This window comes from Kribbella sp. NPDC056861 (assembly GCF_040687575.1).
Classification (GTDB): domain Bacteria; phylum Actinomycetota; class Actinomycetes; order Propionibacteriales; family Kribbellaceae; genus Kribbella.
In genome coordinates this window covers 217,986-243,786 of sequence record NZ_JBFBNQ010000009.1, presented here as the reverse complement: position 1 = coordinate 243,786, position 25,801 = coordinate 217,986, and the positions used below count along the sequence as shown (strand labels likewise).

27 protein-coding genes are annotated in these 25,801 nt (G+C 67.1%); 19 read left to right on the top strand and 8 right to left on the bottom strand.

Going from position 1 to position 25,801, the window contains the following annotated elements; all coding sequences use genetic code 11:
• Positions 1 to 81 precede the first annotated feature (81 nt).
• Entirely contained in the window at positions 82 to 1,857 is a 1,776-nt protein-coding gene (locus tag AB0P21_RS38055; RefSeq protein ID WP_363703770.1) for a bifunctional metallophosphatase/5'-nucleotidase, read from the bottom strand.
• A 118-nt stretch (positions 1,858 to 1,975) separates the two neighbouring features.
• Here AB0P21_RS38055 and mshD point away from each other — a divergent pair, with 118 nt between their 5' ends.
• From mshD to AB0P21_RS38030, 5 genes are all read left to right on the top strand, one after another.
• Positions 1,976 to 2,908, top strand: a complete 933-nt coding sequence (mshD, locus tag AB0P21_RS38050; protein WP_363703768.1) for a mycothiol synthase — start codon at positions 1,976 to 1,978, stop codon at positions 2,906 to 2,908.
• Positions 2,909 to 3,203: 295 nt separating this feature from the next.
• Complete coding sequence (locus tag AB0P21_RS38045) at positions 3,204 to 3,683, top strand: DUF6318 family protein (protein WP_363703766.1); 480 nt, start codon at positions 3,204 to 3,206, stop codon at positions 3,681 to 3,683.
• A gap of 413 nt (positions 3,684 to 4,096) precedes the next feature.
• A complete protein-coding gene (locus tag AB0P21_RS38040; RefSeq protein WP_363703764.1) occupies positions 4,097 to 4,627 on the top strand; it encodes a hypothetical protein in 531 nt (176 codons plus the stop codon).
• A 176-nt stretch (positions 4,628 to 4,803) separates the two neighbouring features.
• Positions 4,804 to 5,415 carry a DUF6318 family protein gene (locus AB0P21_RS38035; protein WP_363703762.1) on the top strand — a complete coding sequence of 204 codons (612 nt, stop codon included), beginning with the start codon at positions 4,804 to 4,806 and terminating at the stop codon, positions 5,413 to 5,415.
• Between the two features lie 416 nt (positions 5,416 to 5,831).
• Positions 5,832 to 6,347 (top strand): PKD domain-containing protein, encoded by a 516-nt coding sequence (locus AB0P21_RS38030; protein WP_363703760.1) that lies wholly within the window; start codon positions 5,832 to 5,834, stop codon positions 6,345 to 6,347.
• A gap of 23 nt (positions 6,348 to 6,370) precedes the next feature.
• Here the strand turns inward: AB0P21_RS38030 and AB0P21_RS38025 are convergent, their stop codons facing one another.
• Positions 6,371 to 7,444: an alpha/beta hydrolase gene (locus AB0P21_RS38025; RefSeq protein WP_363703758.1), complete on the bottom strand. Its 1,074-nt coding sequence runs from the start codon at positions 7,442 to 7,444 to the stop codon at positions 6,371 to 6,373.
• Between the two features lie 67 nt (positions 7,445 to 7,511).
• On the opposite strand from AB0P21_RS38025, the gene AB0P21_RS38020 reads away from it, so the two are divergent.
• A complete protein-coding gene (locus AB0P21_RS38020; protein WP_363703756.1) occupies positions 7,512 to 9,671 on the top strand; it encodes an RNA degradosome polyphosphate kinase in 2,160 nt (719 codons plus the stop codon).
• A 10-nt stretch (positions 9,672 to 9,681) separates the two neighbouring features.
• Positions 9,682 to 10,563 (top strand): NUDIX domain-containing protein, encoded by an 882-nt coding sequence (locus AB0P21_RS38015; protein ID WP_363703754.1) that lies wholly within the window; start codon positions 9,682 to 9,684, stop codon positions 10,561 to 10,563.
• On the opposite strand, the gene AB0P21_RS38010 is transcribed toward AB0P21_RS38015, so the two are convergent.
• The 3 genes from AB0P21_RS38010 to AB0P21_RS38000 form a co-directional block, all read right to left on the bottom strand.
• On the bottom strand, positions 10,550 to 11,461 hold the full coding sequence (locus AB0P21_RS38010; RefSeq protein WP_363703752.1) for a hypothetical protein: 912 nt from the start codon (positions 11,459 to 11,461) through the stop codon (positions 10,550 to 10,552). The two genes, AB0P21_RS38015 and AB0P21_RS38010, sit on opposite strands and share 14 nt — an antisense overlap.
• 77 nt (positions 11,462 to 11,538) lie before the next feature.
• Positions 11,539 to 11,946: a hypothetical protein gene (locus AB0P21_RS38005; protein WP_363703750.1), complete on the bottom strand. Its 408-nt coding sequence runs from the start codon at positions 11,944 to 11,946 to the stop codon at positions 11,539 to 11,541.
• Between the two features lie 65 nt (positions 11,947 to 12,011).
• Positions 12,012 to 12,731, bottom strand: a complete 720-nt coding sequence (locus tag AB0P21_RS38000; RefSeq protein WP_363703748.1) for a response regulator transcription factor — start codon at positions 12,729 to 12,731, stop codon at positions 12,012 to 12,014.
• A gap of 274 nt (positions 12,732 to 13,005) precedes the next feature.
• Between AB0P21_RS38000 and AB0P21_RS37995 the strand changes: the two genes are divergently transcribed.
• The 10 genes from AB0P21_RS37995 (at position 13,006) to AB0P21_RS37950 (ending at position 22,606) form a co-directional block, all read left to right on the top strand.
• On the top strand, positions 13,006 to 13,470 hold the full coding sequence (locus AB0P21_RS37995; protein WP_363704149.1) for a bifunctional nuclease family protein: 465 nt from the start codon (positions 13,006 to 13,008) through the stop codon (positions 13,468 to 13,470).
• A 124-nt stretch (positions 13,471 to 13,594) separates the two neighbouring features.
• Entirely contained in the window at positions 13,595 to 13,945 is a 351-nt protein-coding gene (locus tag AB0P21_RS37990) for a hypothetical protein (protein WP_363703747.1), read from the top strand.
• Between the two features lie 105 nt (positions 13,946 to 14,050).
• Entirely contained in the window at positions 14,051 to 14,878 is an 828-nt protein-coding gene (locus AB0P21_RS37985; RefSeq protein WP_363703745.1) for a hypothetical protein, read from the top strand.
• Between the two features lies 1 nt (position 14,879).
• A complete protein-coding gene (locus AB0P21_RS37980; protein ID WP_363703743.1) occupies positions 14,880 to 16,187 on the top strand; it encodes a hypothetical protein in 1,308 nt (435 codons plus the stop codon).
• Positions 16,188 to 16,202: 15 nt separating this feature from the next.
• On the top strand, positions 16,203 to 17,498 hold the full coding sequence (locus AB0P21_RS37975) for a hypothetical protein (protein WP_363703741.1): 1,296 nt from the start codon (positions 16,203 to 16,205) through the stop codon (positions 17,496 to 17,498).
• A gap of 324 nt (positions 17,499 to 17,822) precedes the next feature.
• The gene (gene pstS / locus AB0P21_RS37970; RefSeq protein ID WP_363703739.1) at positions 17,823 to 18,956 is read left to right on the top strand and encodes a phosphate ABC transporter substrate-binding protein PstS; all 1,134 of its coding nucleotides are present in this window, start codon (positions 17,823 to 17,825) and stop codon (positions 18,954 to 18,956) included.
• Between the two features lie 121 nt (positions 18,957 to 19,077).
• A complete protein-coding gene (gene pstC, locus AB0P21_RS37965) occupies positions 19,078 to 20,142 on the top strand; it encodes a phosphate ABC transporter permease subunit PstC (RefSeq protein ID WP_363703737.1) in 1,065 nt (354 codons plus the stop codon).
• Positions 20,139 to 21,059, top strand: a complete 921-nt coding sequence (gene pstA / locus AB0P21_RS37960) for a phosphate ABC transporter permease PstA (RefSeq protein ID WP_363703735.1) — start codon at positions 20,139 to 20,141, stop codon at positions 21,057 to 21,059. Before pstC ends, pstA begins: the two co-directional genes overlap by 4 nt.
• A gap of 20 nt (positions 21,060 to 21,079) precedes the next feature.
• Positions 21,080 to 21,856: a phosphate ABC transporter ATP-binding protein PstB gene (pstB, locus tag AB0P21_RS37955; protein WP_363703733.1), complete on the top strand. Its 777-nt coding sequence runs from the start codon at positions 21,080 to 21,082 to the stop codon at positions 21,854 to 21,856.
• Positions 21,857 to 21,919: 63 nt separating this feature from the next.
• Positions 21,920 to 22,606 carry a DUF4190 domain-containing protein gene (locus AB0P21_RS37950; RefSeq protein ID WP_363703731.1) on the top strand — a complete coding sequence of 229 codons (687 nt, stop codon included), beginning with the start codon at positions 21,920 to 21,922 and terminating at the stop codon, positions 22,604 to 22,606.
• A gap of 46 nt (positions 22,607 to 22,652) precedes the next feature.
• Here AB0P21_RS37950 and AB0P21_RS37945 read toward each other — a convergent pair whose 3' ends face one another.
• Positions 22,653 to 23,099, bottom strand: coding sequence for a DUF2752 domain-containing protein (locus tag AB0P21_RS37945; protein WP_363703729.1), 447 nt, complete (start codon positions 23,097 to 23,099; stop codon positions 22,653 to 22,655).
• Between the two features lie 119 nt (positions 23,100 to 23,218).
• Here AB0P21_RS37945 and AB0P21_RS37940 point away from each other — a divergent pair, with 119 nt between their 5' ends.
• Together AB0P21_RS37940 and AB0P21_RS37935 are read left to right on the top strand one after the other, a co-directional pair.
• A complete protein-coding gene (locus AB0P21_RS37940) occupies positions 23,219 to 23,920 on the top strand; it encodes an RDD family protein (protein WP_363703727.1) in 702 nt (233 codons plus the stop codon).
• A gap of 10 nt (positions 23,921 to 23,930) precedes the next feature.
• Positions 23,931 to 24,569, top strand: coding sequence for an RDD family protein (locus tag AB0P21_RS37935; RefSeq protein ID WP_363703726.1), 639 nt, complete (start codon positions 23,931 to 23,933; stop codon positions 24,567 to 24,569).
• Here the strand turns inward: AB0P21_RS37935 and AB0P21_RS37930 are convergent.
• Both AB0P21_RS37930 and AB0P21_RS37925 read right to left on the bottom strand, forming a co-directional pair.
• Positions 24,566 to 25,120, bottom strand: a complete 555-nt coding sequence (locus tag AB0P21_RS37930) for a hypothetical protein (protein WP_363703724.1) — start codon at positions 25,118 to 25,120, stop codon at positions 24,566 to 24,568. The genes AB0P21_RS37935 and AB0P21_RS37930 overlap by 4 nt on opposite strands.
• On the bottom strand, positions 25,117 to 25,716 hold the full coding sequence (locus AB0P21_RS37925; protein WP_363703722.1) for a transposase: 600 nt from the start codon (positions 25,714 to 25,716) through the stop codon (positions 25,117 to 25,119). The genes AB0P21_RS37930 and AB0P21_RS37925 overlap by 4 nt, the downstream gene beginning before the upstream one ends.
• Between the last annotated feature and the right edge of the window lie 85 nt (positions 25,717 to 25,801).

The following is a 25,801-nucleotide window of genomic DNA, read 5'->3' as shown; positions in this document are numbered from 1 at the left end:
CGACGCGCCTCACCTGCGGGCTGAATCTCGGCGCCCGACCGCCTCTCGAGGAGGCGGCCGGGTACCGGGATCCGGTACTGACTACGAACCGATGCTGATCCGGTCCGTCGGACCCGGGGTGTACGGGTCGTGCGCTGCGAGGTACGTGGCGAAGGCGTCGATGTCCAGGCCGCCGAAGAACTTGTCGGTCGCCGTGGTGAAGGCCGGGAAGCCGTCACCGCCGTCGGACAGGAAGTTGTTCGTGACGATCCGGTACGTCGTACCGTCCACCAGCGGCTGGCCGGCGATCTTGATCGAACCCGCCACCACCTTGGCGCCCGGCGCCGCGGCCGGGTTGTAGGTGTAGGTGATGCCCGAGATCTGGAGCACCTTGTTCGCGGCCTGGTTGGTACCGGAGAACTGCTGCTCCAGCAGGGCCTTGATCTGCGTCCCGGTCATGTCCATCGAGACCAGGAAGTTGTTGAACGGCTGCACCGTGAACGCCTGGCCGAAGGTGACCGCGCCCGCGTTCGACGCGAGGTCGGCCCGGATTCCGCCCGGGTTCATGAACGCGACCACCGGCGTCTTGCCGTTGGTGACGGTCGACGGGTCGGCCAGTTGCGCGTCCGCGATCAGGTTGCCCAGCGGGGACTCCTGCGAGTCGTCCACCGTCTTCACCACCGACGGGGTGGTGATGTGACCGATCACCTTGGACTCGATCGGCGCGACCAGGCCCTGGTACTTCGTGATCAGCTTGGTGATCGCGCGGTCCTTCGGCACGTCCTGGGTGACGATGTGGTTGTTCGCCAACGTGTTCAGCCGGTCGACGTCCTTGGTGGCCAGGTCGATGCTCAACCGGACCTCGGTGACGACCTTGCCGAACGACGAGGCACTCGTCACCAGACGCGGCTTGCCCGCCGGGTCGTTGATCGAGCAGTTGTACGCCTGGTGGGTGTGACCGGAGATGATCGCGTCGATCGCCGGGTCGAGCGTCTTGGCGATGTCGGTGATCGGGCCGGAGATCCCCGGGCAGCTGTTGAACGCCCGCGGGTCGGACGGCAGCCCGCCCTCGTGCAGCAGCACGACGATCGCCTCGATACCGTCCTTCTTCAGCTTCGGCACCAGCGCGTTGGCGGTCTCGACCTCATCCTTGAAAGACAGCCCCTCGACACCGGACTTGGTGACGATGTTCGGGGTGTTCTCCAGCGTCATCCCGATGAAGGCGACCTTCTGCCCGCCGCGGAACTTCTTCACCGTGTACGGCGCGAACAGGGTCTTGTTGGTGTTCTCGTAGAACACATTGGCCGACAGGTAGTCGAAGTCGGCGCCCTTGAACTTCGCCTTCGGGTCCGGGCAGGAATTCTGGTTGTTCTGCCCGTCGCCGTCGTTCAGGCAGCCGCCCTTCTGCATCCGCAGGAGTTCCTTGTAGCCCTCGTCGAACTCGTGGTTGCCGACCGAGGTGGCGTCCAGCCCCATCTCGTTCATCGCCTCGATGGTGGGCTCGTCGTGGAACGCGGCGGACAGCAGCGGCGAGGCGCCGATCAGGTCACCCGCGGCGACAGTCGCCGTGTCCTGACCCTGCGCGTCGGCCGAGTCACGCAGCGCCTGCAGCTTGGCCGCCAGGTACTCCGCTCCGCCGGCTGGGGTGCCGTTGACGTTGCCGCTGGAGCTGGTCGCCGGGTTGGGCGCCAGGTTTCCGTGGAAGTCGTTGATCGCGAGCAGTTGGATCTGTGTGTGCGTCGGCTTCGGTTTCTCCGGCGCAGCCTGGGTCACGGTTCCCCCCGTGGCCAAGCCGAGCACCACAGCAGCGCCGGCGGCCACCAGGGCAACAGCCCGGGGTCCCCGCAGCCACTTCTTGTCTCGTCCTGTGAAGGCCATGTCTTCTCCGTCGTCGTTTCGATCACCGCTGGTGCGCGGTTCCCGAAAATTACCCTGCTACGGCGTGGCTGACCAAGGTCTCGACGATGAACTGAGCAGGACCTTTTACGGTATCGAGGTGACCCTCGAAGTCGTTCCCTCACCGTTGCCCTCGGCCACCGCCGCCACCGTCACCGAACTCGCTCGCTCCGCTGCTCTCAGCGACGGGGTCAACCCACTCTCCGAGCACACTTTGCTGCACCTGGAGGGCGAACACTCCGGCGACGCCCACTTCCTCACGTACGCCGGCGAACCAGGCTCGGCCGAGCTGGCGGGGTACGGGGCACTCGGCCCCGACGGATCCGCTGAGCTGGTTGTCGCCCCGCAGTACAGGCGACAGGGATTCGGTACTGCGCTACTGCGGATGCTGCTCGACCACGGCGGCCCGGGGCTGCGTGTGTGGGCTCACGGGCGGCTGGCGGGGTCGGACGAGCTCGCTGGACGACTTGGGCTGGAGGTGACGCGGGAGCTGTACTTCCTGCGTCGTGCCAGCGCGCCGGTACCTGCGGCTGTCTGGCCGGAGGGGGTCACTGTGCGCACTTTCGTACCGGGACAGGATGACAGCGCCTGGCTGGCCGTGAACGCCGCTGCCTTCGTCCACCACCCGGAGCAGGGTGGTTGGACGCAGGCAGACCTGGCTGATCGGCTGCAGCAGCCGTGGTTCGACCCAGAAGGCTTCTTCCTGGCCGTGACGGACGACGGCGCAATTGCCGGCTACCACTGGACGAAGATCCACGACGACGAAGGCGACACCCCGTTTGGCGAGGTGTACGTCGTCGGCGTCTCCCCCGACCACCAAGGCAGCGGGCTGGGCAAGGCGCTAACCGTCGAGGGCGTCCGCCATCTCCAGGAGGATCGCTCGCTGTCGTCGGTGGTCCTTTACGTCGACGGCACCAACACCGCTGCTCACCGGTTGTATACAAATCTCGGCTTCACCACCGCGTCCCTGGACGTCCAGTTCGCGCCTGTGAGTGGTGCCACAGCGGATTCATCTGGTAACTCCGCGTCATAGTTCGCTTGCTAGCCCGTCTCACCTGCAACCAGGAGCCGTCCGAGCGATTTTCCCCCAGCCGGGCGGCTCCTGGCCTCAAGCAGTTATCCACAGGCTGCACGAAGTGACATCCCACCGCGCTCCCGCCTCCGGTTACGATCGAGATCGACTACGGAGAGGTGACAAGCGTGACAACCCGCAACAGGCAAGCCATCGCGTGACCCTGGCCTGCCTCTGCGCTGCCGCACTGGTTGGCTGCACCAACGACAGCCCAAAGGCAGGCCAGCCAAACACGGCGCCACCGCCGTCGTCATCGATGCCAGCGACGTCACCTAGCGACACCACGTCAACGCCAACGTCGCGCTTGACGGCACCTCCATCCAGGCCGGCGACCGCCGAAGGCGCCACGCTCGCTTCTGCGGAAGCCTTCGTGGGCTATTACGTGAGCCTGATCAACTACACGTACGACAGTGGCGATGGGCAGCCACTGCTCTCGGAAAGCGACAAGGGTTGCGTCGGATGCAACGCACTCGCGGCATACCTTCGCAAGATCAATGGCCGAAATGGCGGCTTGCAGGGCGACTACAAGACCACGCTGCTGGACATGAAAGAGATTGTTCGCGGCGACGAGGGCCGTCTGTCCGGATCCGCTGCCATCAAATCGGGGACTTATGAGGAGCGTGCGACGCCGGGCGCCTCACCCGTCCCACAGGAAGGACGGACTGGTTCGCTGAACTTCTCGCTCGCATCCAGTGCTGGGCACTGGGTGATGTTCGAGATGCAACTCAAGGAATGATTCGGGTGACTAAGGCTACGAAGACCGCCGTATGCGCCATCACCCTCGCGGCGTTGTTCAGCACCGGACTACCGTCAGCGGCTAGTGCCTTCAGCCAGTCAAGCAACACTGCGACAGCTCGCCTACCGCAGACCTCAGTGACCAAACCGCCACCCAGCCCATCCCGTAAGGGGAAGAAGCCTAAGACGAAGGTGGAGTTGAAGGCGTGGGGAGCGACTGTCACTAGTCGGCAACAAGCTGGTCGTGGATTGCCAGGCGATGGGAAGCCCTCCAAACCTAAGGGCTCTGAGTATCCATCGTCACCGACGAGACCTCGAAATCGGGTACCGATCAAAAGCGTTGCTACACAGGACTTTCGTCTCGGCGTCGGGATCTGTGGGCACTCTCCCACGATGACCAGATGCCTCCCGGCCATGGAAGAAGATCCAGCCGAGCAACCGAATCCTCCGCAGGCGACTCCGAGCATGGTGGTCGCGGTCCGGATACCGCTACCGCAGGATGTGGAGTGGGCGCAGGTTCTAGCCGAGAGCAAGAACGTTCTGTTTCCGAAGCTCAGCGTGAAGGTGCAGCCGGTTGGGCGAACACTGGTCAACCAGAACACCATCGTTTTTACGGACGAGAGCACGGTGTACAGGCAGACCGTGAGCGTTCTTGGCTTTCCGGTGCTCGTCGAGGCTATGCCGATGAGTTACACGTGGAATTTTGGTGATGGTGCGTCGGCGACGACCACGACACCGGGGCGGCCCTACCCGGCGATGGACATCACACACAACTACATGAAAAAAGGTGGGGTGAGTTTGACTCTCACCACCAACTACGCAGCCCGCTTCAATGTTGCTGGCACCGGATGGCAATACGTCGATGGGACGGTGCCCATTACTGGACCCGCGACTGCGTTGCAGGTGCGCGAGGCGGTGCCAGTCTTGGTTGAGCAGGGTCGGTGAGCCCTCTCAGGTGACCGATATCGAGCACGCCGGTCGGTGGCCGGTACCCGTAGGGCTTGTTGCACAGAGTCTTCGCGTGGTGGCGCAAATCCGGCCTCGAAACCCACAGGGCCGCTCATCCGACGCTGCTCCCACGGCTGGTTACGATTGAGATCGACTACGGAGAGGTGACAAGCGTGACAACCCGCAACAGGCAAGCCACCGCATTGACCCTGGCCTGCCTCTGCGCTGCCGCACTGGTTGGCTGCACCAACGACAGCCCAAAGGCAGGCCAGCCAAACACGGCGCCACCGTCTTCATCGTCGACACCCGCAACCAGTGTCCCGACGAGCAACCCAAGCAGCACGATGACCACGCCCACCGCGCCGCCCGGCCGCCCCTCTACAGCAGATGGCCTGGGATTGTCGGCCGCAGAAGATTTTCTCAAGCACTACATAGACTTGCTGAATTTCACCTACGCGACAGGGGACACCCATCCGCTGCTCGCGGCGAGCGACAAGGGATGCGTCGGTTGTCAAGGAACTGCCGACTATCTGCTTAAGACGAACGCCCGGAACGGTGGCCTGTCCGGTGACTACACGGATCATTTGATCGATGTCAAAGAACTTTTCCGTGGTGACTCTGGTCGACTCGGCGGCTCTATGACGGTCCGATCTGGCAACTACATCGAGCGCCCGACTCCAAGCGCATCGCCCGTTCCGAAGCAGGCACACACGGAAACCTGGCAGTTCACCTTGGCGCCAGCCAAAGGGAACTGGGTGATGTATGAAATACAGGTCGACCAGTGAGCGCCAATCCCCTCCGGACAGCATCTGTTCTGTTAGCAGCGGCATGTTTCATGTTTACTTTCGCAAACCCATGCGGAGAAGCTGCACACGCCACCTCAGGCTCTTCGGCTGTATGGCTGGATAAACCCAGTCCGAAGCCAAAGAAACCTAAAGGCACTATGACATTGGTGAAAGCTGGGTCTCAGGTGACCCTCACACAAGAGCAGGCCAGTCGCCAGGAAACCAAACCGAAACATAAGAAGGCGACGTACACCAATAGCAACGGGGTGAACTCGACCTCGAGATCAACCGTTCGCCCTTCGACTCAACACAAAGCACAAGTGCCATTTCGCCTGAATATCGGCATTTGTGGTCACCCCGGTGGGAATACTCCTGGGCTGACTAGGTGTCTGCCGGCTATTGAGGATGATCGGCCCGTGGAGCAGCCCAACTTGCCGGTGGCTACGCCGAGTATGGCGGTGGCGGTTCGGATTCCTCGGCCTGAGGATGTCAGCTGGGATCAGGTGTTGAGTGAGGTCAAGGATGTGGTGTTTCCGCGGTTGGGTGTGAAGGTGCAGCCGACTGTGCGGACCTTGGTGAATCTGGAGACGATTGTTTATACGGATCAGAGTCGGGTGTCGATGACTACCGTGACTCTGTTGGGGTTTCCTGTGGTGGTTGAGGCGACGCCGTTGAGTTATACGTGGGACTTTGGCGACGGGGTGTCTGTCACCACGAGCACGCCGGGGCGGCCGTATCCGGCGAAGGACATCACGCACAAGTACATGAAGAAGGGTGGGGTGAGTTTGACCCTCACCACCAACTACGGCGCTCGGTTCAATGTGGCCGGTACGGGGTGGCAGTACGTGGATGGGACGGTGCCGATTACCGGGCCTGCTACTGCGTTGCAGGTGCGGGAAGCTGTGCCGGTTCTGGTTGAGCCGGGGCGGTAGGCCTAGCCGAAACCGACCTGAAGTCAGCCCGCAGGGTTGAGCGCCTTGCGGATGGCAGCGGTTAGCCGGGACTGGGCGGCTTGGGTTTCGCCGGGGAGGGCGAGGATGTTGGCGAAGCCGTGGACCATGGCCGGTTCGCAGACGTGGGTCACGGGGACGCCGGCTGAAGCGAGGCGGGTGGCGTATTCGTTGCCTTCGTCTCGGAGGGGGTCGAAGCCTGCGGTGACGATGTGGGCGGGGGCGAGGCCGGTGAGGTCTTCGGCTAGGAGCGGGGAGACCAGGGGGCTGGGGCGGATCTCGGGGTCCGGGGTGTAGTGGGCTCGGTACCAGAGGATGTCTTCTTCGGTGAGGAAGAAGCCTTCGGCGAAGAGGTCTCGGCTGGGGCGGCGGCCTACCAGGTCCAGGGCGGGGTAGATCAGCGTCTGGTGGGCGGGTGGGGCGAAGCCTCGGAGGGCGCATTGCTGGGCTACTACGGCGGCCAGGTTGCCGCCGGCGGAGTCGCCGCCTACTCCTACGTAAGCCGGGTCGGCGCCTAGGTCTTCGGCGTGTTCGAGGGCCCAGTTGAAGGCTGCGATGGCGTCTTCGGCGGCTACGGGGGCCTCGGCCTCGGGGGCCAGGCGGTAGTCGACGGAGAGGACGCGAATGCCGGCGTCGTCGGCCAGGACGCGGCAGTAGGCGTCGTGGGTGTCCAGGTCGCCTGCGACCCAGCCGCCGCCGTGGAAGAAGACCAGCAGGCCGCCGCCTGAGGACGGGGCGCTGCGGGGGACGTAGAGGCGCGCGCCGAGTTGGCCGTCGGCGCCACGGACCGTGAGTTCGGTCACTCGCAGTAGTTCGCGGCGGGGGCCGGCGACCAGCTTGGACAGCGTCAGCAGGTTCCCGCGGGCGGACGCGACCGACTGCTTCGTTGCGTTCGGCAAGAGTCCTTCGATCCGCATCAGCAACTGCAGTTCCGGGTCCAGGACGTTGCCGTCGATCTGGATCGGGGCGCCTGCCAGCCGCCGCCGGACCGCGAGGGGCAGCACCGTCACCGGCCTCAGGGCGTTGCCCTGCACAGTCTCAAGGGCAGTCCGCAGCAACGTGTCCACTCGTCGGTTCACAAGGAGTGACGCTAGCAAGAAGGGCCGCCATGCCGCCTAGGCCACCTGCTGTTCACCCGGGGATGGGATGCTGGTCAACGTGGCTGGAGACTTGTTGGCGTCGCACAACCGGGAATATGACGTAGAACCCCCGTACGACATCGCGGAGGCCGGCGACCTCCCGAAGGACCGGTTCTCGGACCGCGAGCTGAGCTGGCTGGCGTTCAACCAGCGGGTGCTCGAACTGGCCGAGAGCGACCGGGTGCCGCTGCTCGAGCGGGCCAAGTTCCTGGCCATCTTCGCCAGCAACCTGGACGAGTTCTACATGGTCCGGATCGCGGGGCTGAAGCGGCGGATCGCCGCCGGCGTCGCAGTACGGGCCGCCAGTGGGCTGCTGCCGCGGGAGGTGCTCGACCGGAGCCTGAACCGCAGCCGCGAGCTGATGGACCGGCAGGCCGAGACCTGGCGCAAGGTGGTGCTGCCCGCGCTGGTCGAGGAGGGCATCGACATCCTCCGCTGGGACGAGCTGAGCAGCGAGGAGCGGGAGACGATGACCCGGTTCTTCCGGGACCGCGTCTTCCCCGTACTGACCCCGCTGGCCGTCGACCCGTCGCACCCGTTCCCCTACATCTCCGGCCTGTCGCTCAACCTGGCCGTCGTGGTCCGCAACCCCGACACCGGCGGTGAGCACTTCGCCCGGGTCAAGGTGCCGCCGCTGCTGCAGCGGTTCGTCACGGTGGCCGACGGCAAGTTCGTCCCGCTCGAGGACGTCATCGCCGCGCACCTGGGCCAGCTCTTCCCCGGGATGGAGGTGACCCAGCACCACACCTTCCGGGTCACCCGCAACGAGGACCTGGAGGTCGAGGAGGACGACGCGGAGAACCTGCTCGCCGCGCTCGAGAAAGAACTGCTGCGGCGCAAGTTCGGCCCGCCGGTCCGGCTCGAGGTGGAGGAGTCGATCGACCCGAAGGTCCGCGACCTGCTGATCTCGGAGCTGGGCGTCACCGAGGCCGAGGTGTTCGAGCTACCCGGCCCGCTGGACCTGCGCGGCCTGTTCACCATCGCCGCGCTGGACCGGGCCGAGCTGAAGTACCCGGCCTTCGTCCCGTCCACCCACCCGCACCTGGCCGAGGTGGAGACCTCCAACCCGGCCGACATGTTCCACGCGCTCAAGCAGCGCGACGTGTTGGTGCACCACCCGTACGACTCGTTCTCGACCAGCGTGCAGCGGTTCATCGAGCAGGCCGCTGCCGATCCGCACGTGCTGGCGATCAAGCAGACGCTGTACCGGACCAGTGGCGACTCACCGATCGTGGACGCGCTGATCGACGCCGCCGAGGCCGGCAAGCAGGTACTGGTGCTGGTGGAGATCCAGGCGCGCTTCGACGAGCAGGCCAACATCAAGTGGGCCCGGCAGCTCGAGCACGCCGGCTGCCACGTCGTGTACGGCGTGATCGGGCTCAAGACGCACTGCAAGCTGTCCATGGTGGTCCGCGAGGAGCCGGACGGCCTCCGCCGCTACGTGCACATCGGCACCGGCAACTACCACCCGAAGACGGCCCGCCTGTACGAGGACCTCGGCCTGCTCACCAGCGACAAGGTGGTCACCGAGGACGTCGCGCACCTGTTCAACCACCTATCCGGGTTCGCCCGCTCCAGCGGCTACCGGCGGATCCTGGTCGCGCCCCAGTCGGTACGCCGTGGGCTGCTCGACCGCATCGAGCGCGAGGTGCAGCACCACCTGGCCGGCCGCCCGGCCCGGGTCCGGATCAAGGTGAACAGCCTGGTCGACGAGGCCCTGTCCGATGCGCTGTACCGCGCGTCGCAGGCCGGCGTACCGGTCGACCTGTGGATCCGCGGCATCTGCACGATCCGGCCGGGGGTGCCCGGGCTGTCGGAGAACATCCGGGTCCGCAGCGTGCTGGGACGCTTCCTGGAGCACAGCAGGGTGTTCTGGTTCGAGAACGGCGGTGAGCCGGAGGTGTGGATCGGCTCGGCCGACCTGATGCACCGCAACCTGGACCGCCGGGTGGAGGTACTGGTCCAGCTGAAGGAGCAGGACCACGTCACCGAGCTGTGCGACCTGTTCGACCTCGGGTTCGACGAGCGGACCGGGTCCTGGTGGCTGCAGGCCGACGACACCTGGCAGGCGCGGCTGACCGATGAGGACGGCGAACCGCTGCGGGATCTGCAAGAGCGGCTGATCTCCACGCGTGGCCGCCGTCGGCAGACGGATCCGATTACCTAAGGTTGACACTGTGAGCAACCCGGCGACCGTGATCGCCGCGGGTGGTGTGGTCTGGCGGGACGGCCGCGACGGCCGGCGGATCCTGCTGGTGCACCGTCCCCGGTACGACGACTGGTCCCTGCCCAAAGGCAAGCTGACCGCGCACGAGCACGTGCTGTCGGCCGCTCGACGGGAGATCGAGGAGGAGACCGGGCAGCAGGTCCTGCTCGGTCCCCCGCTCGGCATCCAGCGGTACGACGTCCGCAAGAACGGCAGCGTGGTGCCGAAGATGGTGCACTACTGGTCGGCCCAGCTGACCGGTCCCGAGCAGGAGTTCGTGCCCAACGACGAGGTCGACAAGCTGGAGTGGCTGCCGGTCGACAAGGCCCGGCGCCGGCTCAGCTACCCCCGTGACGTCGAGATCCTGGACGCGCTGAACGACGTCACCCCGGTCGTCTCGACGCTGGTACTGGTCCGGCACGCCCAGGCCGTCAAGCGCAAGGACTGGGACGGCAAGGACACCAAACGGCCACTGACCGAGACCGGCCAGGTCACGGCCGAGCGGCTGGTCGAAGTACTGGCCGCTGTCGGCGTCGACCGCATCCGTAGCAGCGACGCCGAGCGCTGCCTGGCCACGATCAGCCCGTACGCGGCCGAGCTCGGCCGCCAGATCCACGTGCACCCCGAGATCTCGGAGCGCGGCTACGAGGCCGATCCGTCAGCGCTCGACGGGATGGCCGAGCACTCCTGGAAGCCCGGCAGGATCACCGTGGTCTGCTCGCACCGCCCGGTACTGCCCGCGCTGTCGAAGGCACTCGGCCTGAAGGTCGGCAAGTTCTCCCCCGGCGCTTTCCTGGTCGCCCACCAACTCGAAGGCGGCCGGCTGGTCTACGAACGCTTCAGGGCGCCCTGAGTACGTCGGCAGCCTTCGCCGCCAGCGCCTCGATCCGGGGATTCAGCCCGCTGAACTCACTCACATGCCGCTCGACGATCTCCTGCTGCATCGGGATCTCGGCCTGATCGAGCGCCGCGAACAGGCCCGTCGACGTCCCGCACCGGACGAAGGCCAGCGCGAAAGCCACCTCGGCCTTGCTCGGCCGGTACTCCCGAGCCGGTACTGCGGGCTGGAACTCGGCGTCAGCGGGCAACCCGGCCGGTCGCACAGTTCGCGCCGGCGCAACCGCGACGTGCACCCCCGCCTTGATCCCGTACTGCGCCAGATCCCCGCGCGGGTTGAACTTGTCGCCGGACTTCAGCCGGTAGCCGGCTCCCACCAGGCAGCTGGTGATCTTATTGCTATAAGCAACGACCATCTCCTGGGACCGCTTCGCCCGGGTCTGCACCATCGCGTTGCCGAGATCGGCGTACCGGCTGCGCAGCGCGCTCACCTCGCGCGAATCGCCGAGCGGCGCCCGCGCGGCGGACTCGCAGCGGGCAGCAGTCTCCTGGAAGGCCGGCTCCTTGCGGGTGATCAGGGCCGGCCGCGCTGCCTCCGCCGCGCCGAAGCCGTACCGGCGAGCGGCCGCCTCCGTCCGCGGACTGATTGCCGGACGCAACAAAGCGCTCGCCGCCACCCCGGGACCGGAGCTGAGCTCGCGCTCCTGCGGGTAGCCGTGGTCGGCGAGGCAGTCGAGGAAGAGCTTGAGATCGGCCCGCTCGATCACCGTCACATCAGCGTGCCGGTACAGGTCGAACGGTTTAGCGCCGGCCGGCAACGCGGGCAGTTCGGCGGACCGTGGGACGGGATCCGCACCGCAACCGGCGGTCACCGCCAGCACCACCGCACCGATCATCACCGCAACTGCACGCATGGCCGTCCTTTCGAGAGATGCCGGAACCGTCGGCGCCCAGTGGGGACGGGGAATCACCCCCGTCCCCACTGGAGGCGTCAGCAGTTGCGGCGCTCGTGCTTGTTGTTCTCGTCGTTCAGGTCGTTGGCGAAGTTCGACCACGACCCGGACCGGGCCGGGAACTGCCAGCTGTCGTTGACGATGTCGCCGGACTCGGTCACGCAGACGTTGCTGACCGTGTCGCGGTTCTTGATCGCGCTGGCGTTGTGCCAGAACGGCAGCGTCCGGCCACCGGAGAAGTTGCCTTCGTTCGCGTGCGCCAGCGAGCCGTAGTAGAAGTGCCGCTGCCCGCCGCCGCCGTTCGAGTCCTCGCTGAAGCAGATCTCACCGGAGTTGCAGGCGACCTGGCCGTCGCCGCGGTCGACCGCGCTGGCCATCATGCCGCCGGTCACCCCCATCGCCATGGTCGCGACGATTCCCCCGGCGATCCTCGTGATTACGCGCATTCCCACTCCCTGGGTCGGATTCACTGACCGCCACCGACGGCCATACCAGTAGTCAATCCGCCCGCTCAGCGGGTGACCCGTGTCGTTCGGACAACCGTTCCCTGTCCGCAAGCACAGGCCATCGGCAACAACCCTGTCCGAACGGCCAGCTTGACCACGTGGGCCCGGTTGCGCGCCTGCAGCTTGGCGAGCAGGTTCGAGACGTGGAACTTGACCACCCGTTCGCTGCGCTGCAACCGGGTGGCGATCTCGCGATCGGTGTGGCCGTCGGCCACCAGACGCAGTACTGCGTACTCGCTCGGCGTGACCTGATCCAGCGACACCCGCGGTACCGGCGTCTCCTCGATCAGCGCCGGCCGCAGGGTCGGCGGCTCGTACCGGAGGATCTCGGCGCCCAGCGTCGGGCTGATCCAGCCGCCGGGCGCCTGGCCGGTCCGGATCGCCACCAGGCTCGCCCCGATGTCCTCCGCGGTGGAGACGATTCCGTCCACCCCGGCAGCGACGTACTCGCGAAGTTTGCTCACCTTCGGCACCTCGCCGGTGACGAGCGCGACCACGCTGACCGACCGGGGCCCGACGGAGTCCCGGACCCGGACCAGGTCGACGATCCCATTTCCGAGTGAGGTGTCCACCAGCAGTACTTCGGGCCGGCCGCGCCGGATCGCCGCGGCAGCGTCGGCGTACCCGGCGACCGCACCGGCCACCTCGATCCGCACCTGGTCGTCCACCAGCGTCCGGATACCGGCCCGGACCACCTGGTTCGGCGCCACGATCAGCACCGTCACTTGTCTACATTCCAGTTCCATCGCTACGGTCCCCCGACCTTTCGGGATGCGGCCCGCGGCCGGAGCGTGCCGCGGGTCACCACTCGCCCTGCTGGCGATCACCTCTGGTGACCGCCTCTGAACACACTGCGACACGCACAGACCCGACACAATCTGTTCGACGTTCCTGAAACAGCCGTGGGCCGGGCCGGATGACGCCGGTCAGGGCGGGTATGTTCCTACCGAGGCGTCCCACCGGGCGCCGGCTCACGGAGAGGTCGGGGCGATGACGACGATGCGAGAGCTCACTCTGATCGGAATCCGGATGGAGTCGCCCAACCGGGCGCCGGTGATGATGCTGCGCGAGACCGAGGGCTACCGGTACCTGCCGATCTCGATCGGCTCGGTCGAGGCGACCGCGATCGCCTACGAGGAGCAGGGCCTGCGCCCGTCCCGGCCGCTCACCCACGACCTGATGCGCGACCTGATCGAGGCCTTCGGCGTGACCATCGAAGCGGTCGAGATCGTCGAGTTGCGCGACGCGGTCTTCTACGCCGAGTTGGTCCTCGGCAACGGCGCCCGCGTCTCGGCCCGGCCGAGCGACTCGGTCGCCCTCGCGGTCCGCCTCGGTACGCCGATCCGCTGCACCGAGCAGGTGCTCCAGGAGGCCGGCGTGGCCACCCCAGAGGAGGAGCAGGCCGAGCTGGAGCGCTTCCGCGCGTTCCTCGACGGTGTCGCGCCGGAGGACTTCTCCAGCTGACCGATTGCAACAAGCTGCAATCTGTCTTCAGTACTGCGTGCCGCCTGCGCTAGGTTGCACTCCGACGTACTGGCGGCGCCGGGGGGCTGATGCGCCAGGCTTACCTCTCCTGGGGGATCTCTCCATGCGCAAGACAATCGCTGCCGGTACGGCTGCCCTGATCCTGCTCGGCGGCGCGCAACTTCCCGCCTGGGCGGCCTCCGGACCCGAGGCGCCGACAGACCTGCAGATCAGCTGGACCGACGCGGCCAACGGACGGCTCAAGCTGAGCTGGACCGATGGCGGCGAGGCGAACAAGGTCAGGGTCGAGTACCAGGACGCCGATGCGCTGGTGCTGCTGGCCACAACGAAACCCGGCGAGGCCAACGAGCTCAGCGTGCGCAGTACCTCGGTGTACGCCAACCGGGTCGCCCGGATCGTGGTGGTCACCCGCGACGAGGCCGGAGTCGAGAGCGCCGCGGCCGTCTCGCCCTGATTCGACACCAACCGGCCTGCGGCGGCGAGTCTCTTCACGGCGGCGGCGCTGGCGGACGGCTCCGTCCGGTTGACCTGGATCCGCGAGCAGGCCCCTCAGGACACGATGCCCCACGACCCGCTCGACCGGACTTCGGCAGACGAGCAGGTGGTACCGACGATCGAGCCACCGTCCGGCTCGGCCGAACAGTTCCCGGTGCCGACGGAGGCCAAGTCGACGACCATCCCGCCGCGACCCCGGCCGTACCGCGTGGCCCTTCGCAGCCAGAACGAGTGGGGCACGACTGTCGCCCAGTACCAGTCGACCGCCCGGGTCACCACGTTGACCACTTCGTTCGCACTGCCGGCCGTTGGCCAGTACTTGAGCACTATCCCGTTCACTGCGGGTGTCGGCTCGCCGGAATGCTTCGGGATCAGGTGCGGCTACGGCCCGGTCTACCTGCAGGCCCGCGCTGACTCGACGAAGCCCTGGGCGACGATCGGCACGTACGGCGGTGGAGGGCCCGACTTCGCGGGCAACCTCGGCGTGTACGGCGGACGGCAGTACCGTCTGTTCGTACCGGCCTGGAGTTACAGCAGCAGTGAGTTCTTGGTGGCCCCGCCGATCTCCACCTCGGCCCGGTACTCCGCTGCGCAGGCCAAGTTCGCTGTCGTCGGCTTCAACACCGCCACCGCGAAGGTCGGCCAGGTCGTCAAGACCACCGTCAGCGTCCTCCCGGCAGGCAGCGTCAAGGCCAGCCTCCAGTGGTACGACGGCAAGGTCTGGCACCACTCGACCTACATCCAGCTCACCAAGGGCAAGGGCACCTTCAGCTTCAAAGCGGCTGGACGCGGCACCACGCGGTACTGGCGGGTGACCGTCCCGAAGATGACCATGAACGGCCTTCCGATCCTGGCGACCCCGAGTCGCTCCTTCAAACTGGCGGTGCGTTGAGATGCGTAGAGTGATTGCTGTTGTTGCGGTAGCGGGGCTGTTCGGCGCCGGAGTACAGGTGCCGGCTTGGGCCGCGGCGCCGGCCGCGCCCAGCGAGGTGCAGGTCAGTTGGAGCGATGCTGCCGCAGGTCTGGTGAAGACCACCTGGACCGACGGCGGCGAGGCGAACAGCCTGTCGATCGAGTACAAGGACGGCACCACGGCCGCCTGGGCAACGCGCAAGGCGAGCCTGCCGAACGAGGTGATCGGTGGTCAGGCGGCGCTCAACAAGGTCGCCCGGATCAGAGTCGTTTCGATCGATGCGGCCGGGGCGCAGAGCACCGCGGCCGTGTCGCCGTGGTTCGACACCAACGTGCTCGGCGTGCCGACCGTCACCGCGGCGACCCCGCTGGCGGACGGTTCACTGCGGCTGACCTGGAAGCGCACCACGGTCGCCGACTCGACCCCGAACGACCCGCTCGATCTCACTCCCGGTCCGGAGAAGATCTCGCTGAAGCTCGGGATGACGTTCGATGACGGCCCCGAAGAACTCTTCCCGCAGCCGGCCGGCGTCAGTACCGGGGTGATTCCGCCGCGTCCGCATCCGTACCCCGCGTTCGTCCACCTGCAGAACGAGTGGGGCACGGTCAGGTCGATGCGCATCGTCGCGGCCGAGATGAAGGTGCTGCTCCGCAAGGTCCCCGCCTTCACGCAGTACGGCCGGCCGATGACAATCGTCGGCCAGGCAGGTGCGGATGGCTGCCTGAGCAGCTCCGGCTGCTCGCTGTGGCAGGGCTCCGGCATCCCAGTGACAATGCAGACCCGGGCCGGCCAAGCCAAGCCCTGGGAGTACGCGGGCCGGTTCACCGCCTACGCCGACACCGAGAAGTACAACGTGGGGTTCGAAACCAGCGGTACGGCGATCGGCGGCCGGGAGTACCGCTTCTACGTGCCCTCCTGGTCCTACCGGTTCTCCGACGAGTGGTGGGTTTCCGGACAGGTGTCCACCACTCCCCGGTTCATCCCCACCCAGGCCTACTACCGCGTGGCCGGCTTCAACGTCCTCACCGCGGGCGTCGGCCAACTGGTCAAGACGACCGTCGACGTCCAGCCCGCCGGCACGGTGAAGGCCGACCTGCAGTGGTACGACGGCAAGGTCTGGCACCACTCGAGCTACATCCAGCTCACCAAGGGCAAGGGCACCTTCAGCTTCAAGGCAGCGGGACGTGGCACCACGCGGTACTGGCGGGTGGTCGTCCCCAAGATGACCATGAACGGCCTGCCGATCGTGGTCACGCCCAGCAAGGCCTTCAAGCTCACCGTTCGCTGACTTCAAAGGAATCACATGCTGCGCAAGACGCTGATTGGCGCGACCGCTGTCGCCCTGCTGGCCTGTACTCAATTGCCGGCGCAGGCTGCTGCTCCGGATGCCCCGACGGACCTGCAGATCGGCTGGGCTTCGACGGCGGAGCAGATTCGGGTCAGCTGGACCGACGGCGGGGAGGCGAACCGCATCTATCTGTGGCACGACGGGTCCACGCAGCCGAGCCTGCTGTCCAGAACGGTCGTCGGTGGGACGAACGAGAAGTTGCTGCCCACCCGCTACTTCTCCAGCAGCTGGATCACCCGGATCGTCGTCACCACCGTCGACGCCGCGGGAGTCGAGAGCACGCGGACCGAGTCGCCGCGCTTCGACGCCGACCGGCCGCCGGTGCCGGTGCTCACCGACGCGACTCCGCTGGCCGACCAGTCGCTGCGGCTGACCTGGACGCAGCCCGCAGTACCGGCGGACGAGACTCCCGATGACCCGCTCGACCGGCCGTGGACCGAGGCGAAGGTCGGCCCGGCGATCTGGTGGAACTCCGGGGCGCCCAAGGCCGAGGAGTTCCTGAAGCCGTTGGGCACCACCACCGCGATCGTGCCGCCGCGTCCCCGCCCCTTCCCGGCCGACGTCACGGCTCGCAACGAATGGGGTGCGGTCACCTCCGACCGCACGGTCACCTTCGCCACCACGGCGCTGACCCTCGGAGTGCCGGCCACCAACGACTTCGGACGCGGTATGCCGATCCAGGGCGTCGCCGGGCCGAGATGTATCGCGCCGTCGCTGGACTGCGGCGTCGGAGACATCAGTGTGGTCATGACGTTGCAGTCCCGGGCCAACGCGAGCAAGCCCTGGGCCTACGCCGGCCGGTTCACCGGCAAGAGCAGCGGCTACCTCAACTACGCGAACGTCTTCGGCAGCCAGCAGTACCGGCTGTACATGCCGACCTGGAAGTACTTCCGCGACCCGCACTGGACGGTGACCTCGCCCGTCTCGACCACCGCGCGGTACTCCGCCACTCAGACGTTCTTCCGGGTGGCCGGGTTCAACACGCTCAACGCTCAGGTCGGGCAGGCACTCAAGACGACCGTGGAGATCAACCCCGCGGCAACGGTGAAAGCCAGCCTGCAGTGGTACGACGGGAAGGTCTGGCACCACGCGGCGTATATCCCGCTGTCCAAAGGCAAGGGCACTTTGAACGTCAAGGCAGCAGGCAAGGGCACCACTCGGTACTGGCGGGTGGCGGTGCCCCAGATGACCTACAACGGACTACCGCTCGTCGCGACCGGCAGCAGGGCTTTCAAACTCACCGTGCGGTAGACCCCGGTGGCGGACCATGCGGAGAAGATCATCGGCCACCACGGCGGCGAACCGGGTCATCCTCGAACGGCAGTACAGCTCGGTCAAGGAACTGGTGGGCAGGACACTGGTATCGGACCGTGACCCAATAGGCGTTTTGGTCACTCTGGGTCACGGTCCTTAACTCAGTTCATCTGCTGGTCTCCTGGCGGCACGCCAGGCGTCGCGATTGCTACCGGAACCGTTCACCGCTCGTTCATCCTGCACGGGCCACCCGGTCATCTGGTCTCCCTACCGTCTGTGGAAGTTCAAGAAGTCTGAATCCCGCAGAAGGGCAACACTCTCGTGTCCGTCAATCGCCTGCTCCGCGTCGGCACCGTCGCCGTGGCATCCCTCGGCGTCCTCGCTCTCAGCGCCTGTGGCTCCGACCCGGAGCCGTCCGGGACCTCGAACCCCGGTGGCACCAGCTCGTCGCCCGCCGGCGGCGACTGCCCCAAGGGCACCCTGAACGCCGAGGGATCCTCGGCGCAGAAGAACGCCATCGAAGAAGTCATCGCCAAGTACAACGAGAAGTGCGCCGACGTCACGGTGAACTACAACCCGACCGGTTCCGGCGCGGGCATCAAGCAGTTCAACGCGAGCCAGGTCGACTTCGCCGGTTCGGACTCCGCCCTGAAGACCGAGGCCACCGACGGCGGTGAGACCGAGGCGGCCGCCGCGACCAAGCGCTGCCAGGGCAGCCCCGCGCTGAACCTGCCGATGGTGATCGGCCCGGTCGCGGTCGCCTACAACGTGGACGGCCTGGACAAGCTGATCGTCGACGGCCCGACCGCCGCCAAGATCTTCCAGGGCACCATCAAGACCTGGAACGACCCGGCCATCGCCGCCCTGAACCCGGGCGCCAAGCTGCCGACCGCCGCGATCGCCGTCTTCTTCCGCTCGGACGAGTCCGGCACCACCGAGAACTTCACCAAGTACCTGGCCGCGGCCGGTGGCGGCGCGTGGACCGGCAAGCCGGCCAAGAAGTGGACCGGCACGGGCGCCGGCAAGGAGAAGTCCGCCGGTGTCGCTGAAGGCGTGAAGAGCACCAAGAACTCGATCACCTACGTCGAGTGGAGCTACGCGGTCGACAACAAGCTCGGCGTCGCACAGGTCGAGACGGGCTCCGGCCCGGTCGAGCTGTCGGCCGAGTCCGCGGGCAAGGCGCTGGCGGCTGCCAAGCCGGCCGGCACCGGCTCCGACCTGGCGCTGAAGCTGGACTACGCGACCAAGGCCCCGGGTGCCTACCCGATCATCCTGGTCACCTACGAGATCGCCTGCAGCAAGGGCCTCCCGGCCGAGAAGACCGCACTGGTGAAGAGCTTCCTGACGTACTTCGCCAGCGCCGACGGCCAGGCCTCGCTGACCGAGCTGAAGTACGCGCCGCTGCCGGAGGAGACCCGGACCAAGGTCGACGCCGCCATCCAGGCGATCAGCTGACCCAGCCGGACCTTCGGAGTACGGCAAGCTGTGAGCCCCGGTCGTTCGTCACCTCGGACGGCCGGGGCTTCGGCTCGCCAGCTCGATCCCCCGCATCGACCAGGCGCTTGGAGCAGCATCGATGAGTAGTACAGACGGCACGGCCCCGCCCGACCGGCCGGCCGACCACACCCCCGGGAAGAAGCTCGACCTGGGCCCGGTCGGGCATCTCGGCGACCGGTTGTTCTCCGGCCTCGCCCACGGTTCCGGCGGCCTGGTGGTCGTCATCGTCGCGTTCGTCGGCATCTTCCTGCTCGCGCTGGCGATTCCGGCGCTGGCCGACAACCACACCAGCTTCCTCTTCTCCCGGGTCTGGGAGCCAGGCGGTGAGACTCCGCGGTTCGGCATCGCGGCGCTGTTCTACACCACCTTGATCAGCTCGATCATCGCGATGGTGATCGCGGTCCCGATCGCCGTCGGCGTCGCGCTGTTCACCACCTACTACTCACCCAAGCGGCTGGCCGCGCCGGTCTCGCACGCGATCGACCTGCTCGCCGCGGTGCCCTCGATCATCTACGGCCTGTGGGCGATCATCTTCTTCGCGCCGATCCTGCGCCCGGTGATCGACGGCCTGAGCTCCGCGCTCGGCTGGCTGCCGCTGTTCGAGAAGCCGGCCACCGACAACCTCGGCGTCGTGTTCACCGCCTCGGTGGTGCTGGCGATCATGATCCTGCCGGTGGTCACCGCGATCAGCCGCGAGATCTTCGCCCAGACCCCGATCACCCACCGCGAAGGCGCGCTCGCCCTCGGCGCGACCCGCTGGGAGATGATCCGGATGGCGGTGCTGCCCTACGGCCGCTCCGGCGTGGTCAGCGCCTCGATGCTCGGCCTCGGCCGGGCGCTCGGCGAGACCGTCGCGGTACTGATCATCCTGTCGGTGCCGAACGGCAACGACCCGTGGAACTCCTCCATCTTCGCCGGCGGCGAGACGTTCGCCTCCAAGATCGCCAACAACGCCGCGGAGTTCGACTCCCCGGAGAAGACCGGCGCCTACATCGCGGCCGGCCTGGTGCTGTTCGTGGTGACCTTCCTGGTCAACTCCGCCGCCCGCCTGATCGTGGCGCGCAGCGGCCCGGGCGGTAAGCGGCCGCGCCGCAACCGCCGGGCCGGCACCAACCCCGCCGAGACGCAAGGAGCCGCATCGTGACGACCCTCGCCGCGAACAAGCCGGCGTACGACGGGCAGGCGCTGGATCTGACCGGCAAGTCGGGCGCCCGGGCGTTCAGGAACACGCTGGCCACCGTGCTGATCGTGCTGTGCTTCCTGGTCGCGCTGGTACCGCTGCTGTGGATCCTGTGGACCGTTGTCTCCAAGGGCTACCACCTGCTGCTGGACCCGAACTGGTGGAGCCAGTCCCAGCGCGGCATCACCGTACGCCGGGTCGGCGGCGGCGCGTACCACGCGATCATCGGCACCCTGATCATGTCGCTGATCTGCGCCGCGATCGCGGTCCCGATCGCCATCATGGGCGCGGTCTACCTGGTCGAGTACGGCAAGGGCACCAAGGCCGCCCGGGTGGTCAGCTTCATGATCGACATCCTCACCGGGGTGCCGTCGATCGTCGCCGCGCTGTTCATCTACGCGGTCTGGATCACCGTGTTCGGCTTCAACCGGGTCGGATTCGCGGTCTCGCTGTCGCTGGTGCTGCTGATGCTGCCGGTGGTGCTGCGCTCCACCGAGGAGATGCTGAAGCTGGTCCCGGACGAGCTGCGCGAGGCGTCGTACGCGCTCGGGGTGCCGAAGTGGAAGACGATCCTCAAGGTGGTGGTGCCGACCGCGTTCGGCGGCATCATCACCGGCGTGATGCTCGGCCTGGCCCGGGTGATGGGTGAGACCGCGCCGCTGCTGATCCTGGTCGGCTACTCCAAGAACATCAACACGAATCCGTTCGACGGGTTCATGGGCGCACTGCCGACGATGATCAACCAGGACCGCACCGAGTTGGCGTTGCAGCCGGCGGCGGACCGGGTGTGGGCCGCGGCGCTGACGCTCATCCTGCTGGTCCTCCTGCTCAACCTGCTGGCCCGCGTGATCGCGCGGTTCAGCACCATCAAGTCCAAATAGTCGAGAGGTACTGAGTCGATATGGCTAAGCGCATCGAGGTCAGCGGCCTCAACGTCTACTACGGCGACTTCAAGGCCGTCGAGGATGTGTCGATGACGATCGAGCCCCGCTCGGTCACCGCGTTCATCGGCCCGTCCGGTTGCGGCAAGTCCACCTACCTGCGGACCCTGAACCGGATGCACGAGGTGATCCCCGGCGCCCGGGTCGAGGGCAAGGTGATGCTGGACCAGCAGGACCTGTACGCCAGCGGGATCGACCCGGTCGCGGTCCGCCGGGTGGTCGGGATGGTGTTCCAGCGGCCGAACCCGTTCCCGACCATGTCGATCTTCGACAACGTCGCGTCCGGGCTGAAGCTGAACGGTGTCAAGGACAAGAAGAAGCTGACCGAAGTGGTGGAGGCGTCGCTGAAGGGCGCGAACCTCTGGAACGAGGTGAAGGACCGCCTCGACAAGCCCGGCGCCGGGCTGTCGGGTGGTCAGCAGCAGCGGCTGTGCATCGCCCGGGCGATCGCGGTCGAGCCCGAGGTGATCCTGATGGACGAGCCCTGCTCGGCCCTGGACCCGATCTCGACGCTGGCGATCGAGGACCTGATCGAGAAGCTCAAGGACAAGTTCACCGTGGTGATCGTGACCCACAACATGCAGCAGGCGGCCCGGGTCTCGGACCAGACCGCCTTCTTCAACCTGGCCGCCACCGGCAAGCCCGGCCGGCTGATCGAGATGGGCCCGACCAAGCAGATCTTCTCCAACCCGAACGAGAAGGCCACCGAGGACTACATCACCGGGCGTTTCGGCTAACCGGCAAAGGCATTCGGCCGTAGTAGGGTCAGTGCCTTCTCAACGTTCTCCGAAGGGACCGTGGTGAGCACTCCGACGCCTCCTGGCGACGACAAGGACGACCAGAACCGGCCCCAGGACAATCCGGAGCAGCCGGGCGGATACGGGCAGCAGCCCGATCCGTACCAGCAGCCCGGTCAGCCTGGGGGCTATGGGCAACCAGGGCAGCCTGGCCAGTACGGGCAGCAGCCCGGCGAGCCTGGTTACGGCGAACAGCCTGGCTACGGCGAGCAGCCCGGGTACGGGCAGCAGCCGGGTCAGCCCGGTTACGGCCAGCAGCCCGGTCAGCCTGGCTATGGCCAGCAGCCGGGTCAGCCCGGGTACGGCGAACAGCCCGGGTACGGTCAGCAGCCCGGCTATGGTCAGCAGCCGCCCGGCCAGCCCGGCTACGGCCAGCAGCCTGGCGGATACGGGCAACAGCCCTACGGCCAGCAGCCCGGTGGCTACCCGGGCCAGCCCGGCGGTTACCCGGGTCAGCAGGGCGCCTACGGCTACGGCACCGGCGCACCGCAGAACAACACCCCGCAGACGCTGGCCATCATCGGCATCGTCTGCTGGTTCTGCTGTTCACCGGCCGCGATCGTCCTGGGCTTCCTTGCCCAGAGCAAGTTCCGTGAGCAGGGCAAGTCCGACACCCTGGCCAAGGTCGCGTGGATCGGCGGCATCGTCGCCTTCGTGATCGGCGTCATCGGCTACAGCGTCGGCCGCTAGCTCCACCCAGCACTTCCGCAGTACGTCGTACGGCGTCGCTCGTCAGTCAGTTGAGGTTGCGGGCGACGCCGTAGACGACCAGCAGGACAGCCAGCGCCTTGATGCCCCAGTCGAGAGCGCGCGGACTCAGCCGCAGCCGGGGCAGCTTGACCAGCCGGACCCGCTCCAGCCCCCAGGCCAGCAACTGGTAGCCGATGGCAACGCCCATCAGCGGGCCCAGGACCAGTACTACGGGGTTGAAGTGCCAGGCGGCGTCCAGATCCCCCCGGAGCAGCGCCGCGGCCATCCTGGTCGCTCCGCAGAACGGGCAGTTCAGCCCGGTGGTGGCGTGCAACAGACACGGGATGCCGAGCTGCCGCGAGCCGGACAGTTGGTAGATCGCTCCCAGGGCGAAGCCGCCGACGCCGACCGCCGCCAGACCGAGCACCTTGCGGTCCACCGGTTCGACCGGCCCTCGCGGGCGGAGGACGACTCCTTGCTGTGTCAGGGTCACGCCTCCAAGGTAACTCCTGGGCCTTGGAGGGATCCGCTCGGGCAGTTCATCCGTCGGATGGTCCGTAGCTTCCACTAGCCTGCAATCCACTCCTCACTTTGTCACTAGAAGGGACCGTCGTGAGCACTCCGACGCCGCCGCCGGGTTACGGCCCGCAGGACTCGAACCAGCCGGGACAGTACGGTCAAGAGCCCGGTCAGTACGGGCAACCCGGCACCGGCCAGTACGGGCAGCAGCAGCAGTACGGGCAGCCGCCGCAGCAGCCGGGCTACGGTCAGCCGCCGGCGCAGTACGGGCAGCAGGCTGAGCAGTACGGGCAACAGGCTGGGCAGTACGGACAGCCGCAGTACGGGCAACAGCAGTACGGTCAGCAGCCGGGCTACCCGCAGCCGTACGGGCAGCAGCCGTACGGGTACGGCGCTCCGACGGGTGCGCTGGCCGAGTGGCCGCTGCGGGTCGGCGGGACGCTCATCGACAGCGCGCTGGTGATGGTGCCGTACTTCATCGGTCTGGCCCTGGGCCGCTCCGTGCACAGCATCTTCCTGGTCGTCTTCGCCCTGGTGGCGTTCGGCGTCGGCATCTGGAACGTCGTCATCCGGCAGGGTCAGACGGGTCAGACCCTCGGCAAGACCGTGGTGAAGATCAAGCTGGTCGAGGCCACCACCGGGCAGCCGGTCGGGCCGGGCAAGGCGTTCATCCGCCAGCTCACCCACATCCTCGACGGGGCGGCTTGCTACGTCGGCTACCTGTGGCCACTGTGGGACGAGAAGAAGCAGACCTTCGCGGACAAGATCAACGACACCCTGGTCGTCAAGCTGTGAGAGGACTCCAGTGACCACCCCTCCTTACGGTCCCCAGGACCAGCCGCCCGGGCAGCCCTACGGCCAGCAGCCAGGCCAGTACGGGCCGCCCGGCCAGCCCGGCGGGTACGGGCAGCCGCAGTACGGGCAGCCCGGCTACGGCCAGCCGCAGTACGGCGCTCAGAACCCCTACCAGCAGGGCTACGGCTACGGTCCCGTCGGCGGCGGTGAGCTGGCCGGCTGGGGATCGCGGGTCGGCGCCTCGCTGCTGGACGGCCTGGTCTCCGGCGTACCGGTCATCATCGGGTACGTCGTGCTGCTCACCAGCGTCAGCAACAACGGCGAGAACATCTACTCCGACGGGAGCCCCTCGTCAGGAGCGATCGTCGTGTTCGTGATCGGCATCCTGGCCAGCATCGGCCTGTGGGTCTGGAACCGGGTGATCCGGCAGGGCAACACCGGTCAGAGCGTCGGCAAGAGCGTGCTGGGGATCAAGCTGGTGGACTCCGCCAGCTATCAGCCGATCGGCGCCGGCAAGGCGTTCCTGCGGGACTTCCTGCGCGGCATCTTCGACCAGGCCTGTCTGCTGAACTCGCTGTGGCCGTTGTGGGACGACAAGAAGCAGACCTGGCACGACAAGGTGATGTCCACCTATGTCGTGAAGCTCTAGCGCGACAAGAGGATGCCGGCGCAGGTGACGGACCAGAGCACGCTGGTGAAGGTGCCGATGATGAATCGCTCCGCCACCGCCTGGGGCGTCACCGACGCCGGCTGATCCGGAGCACGCAACTCGGGGTAGCGCGCGAGGCCCTTGATGGCCAGCACGATCGCCACTCCCTCAGGCCAGCCCGCCACGATCGAGCCGAAGATGGCGCCGCGCTCGAGCGCGCCGATCAGCGCGCCGCCGCGGAGTACTTCACCGGCTTGCTGCGTCGACTGCGACCGGGTGTTTCCCCGGTCGACCAGGGCCAGTACCGAGGTCGTCAGCGGTCCTCCCCCGGATACAGCGAGCGGACCGGCCAGCAGGAGCAGGATGTTCCACCAGGCCTCCCGCCAGCCCTCGACGCCGTGCCCGGTGAGCAGCACGATGGCCGCGGCCGTCAGACAGCCCAGCATCAGCCCACTGAACACGATCGCGAGCGTCGAGCCCGAGTTGGGCAGCCACGCCAGTACGGCGAACAGCAGGCCGGCCGCGGCCAGCGCCAGGACCACCGCCGTCATGCAGCGTCCCCTGCCTCGAGCAGCTCTGCCGCGAGCACTCGCCCGCGCTGCTCCTCGGCGAAGCCTGCCGCCTGTGCCCGTTGGGTCACCGCAGATTGGCTGATCCCCAGTTTCACGCCGATCTCCCGCCTGCTGAGTCCTTCGGTCAACAGATCTGCCACTGCCCAGCCGCGGTCGCTGCGGCGACGCAGTACCGATGCCATCAGCCACAGGACGCTCTCGGCCTGCTCGGCCAGGTGCTCGTTGGCGCCGACCACGTTCACGTGGTGGGGGCTGATCTTGGCCCGGTCGACCGCCTTCCGGGCCAGCACGAACGCGTCCCCGCTGCCCGCCCTGGTACTGCGGGGCAGCGGCTGGTCGACCGAGCCGACCCCGACCCCGACGTACCAGCTGTCCGCGCGCAGCAGCTGCACGATCACGTCGACGGTGGCACGCGCGTCCGACAGCACGCCCTGCACCTCGTCGCCCGCCGTCCGCTCGAACTTGCGCAGTAGCCCGATCCGCCGTGGCCGCCGGTTGAGCGTAGTCAGCAGCTCGGGTACGAGATCGCTCGTGCTTCGGCTGCCTCGCTGATCTACCGTGAGAACGAAGACCACTGTTCTACACCTCCCTCTCAACGCTGATTAAGGCTACAACCTTATTCACGCAGAGTGAAGGGAAAAACCTGAACCGGTTCGCCCG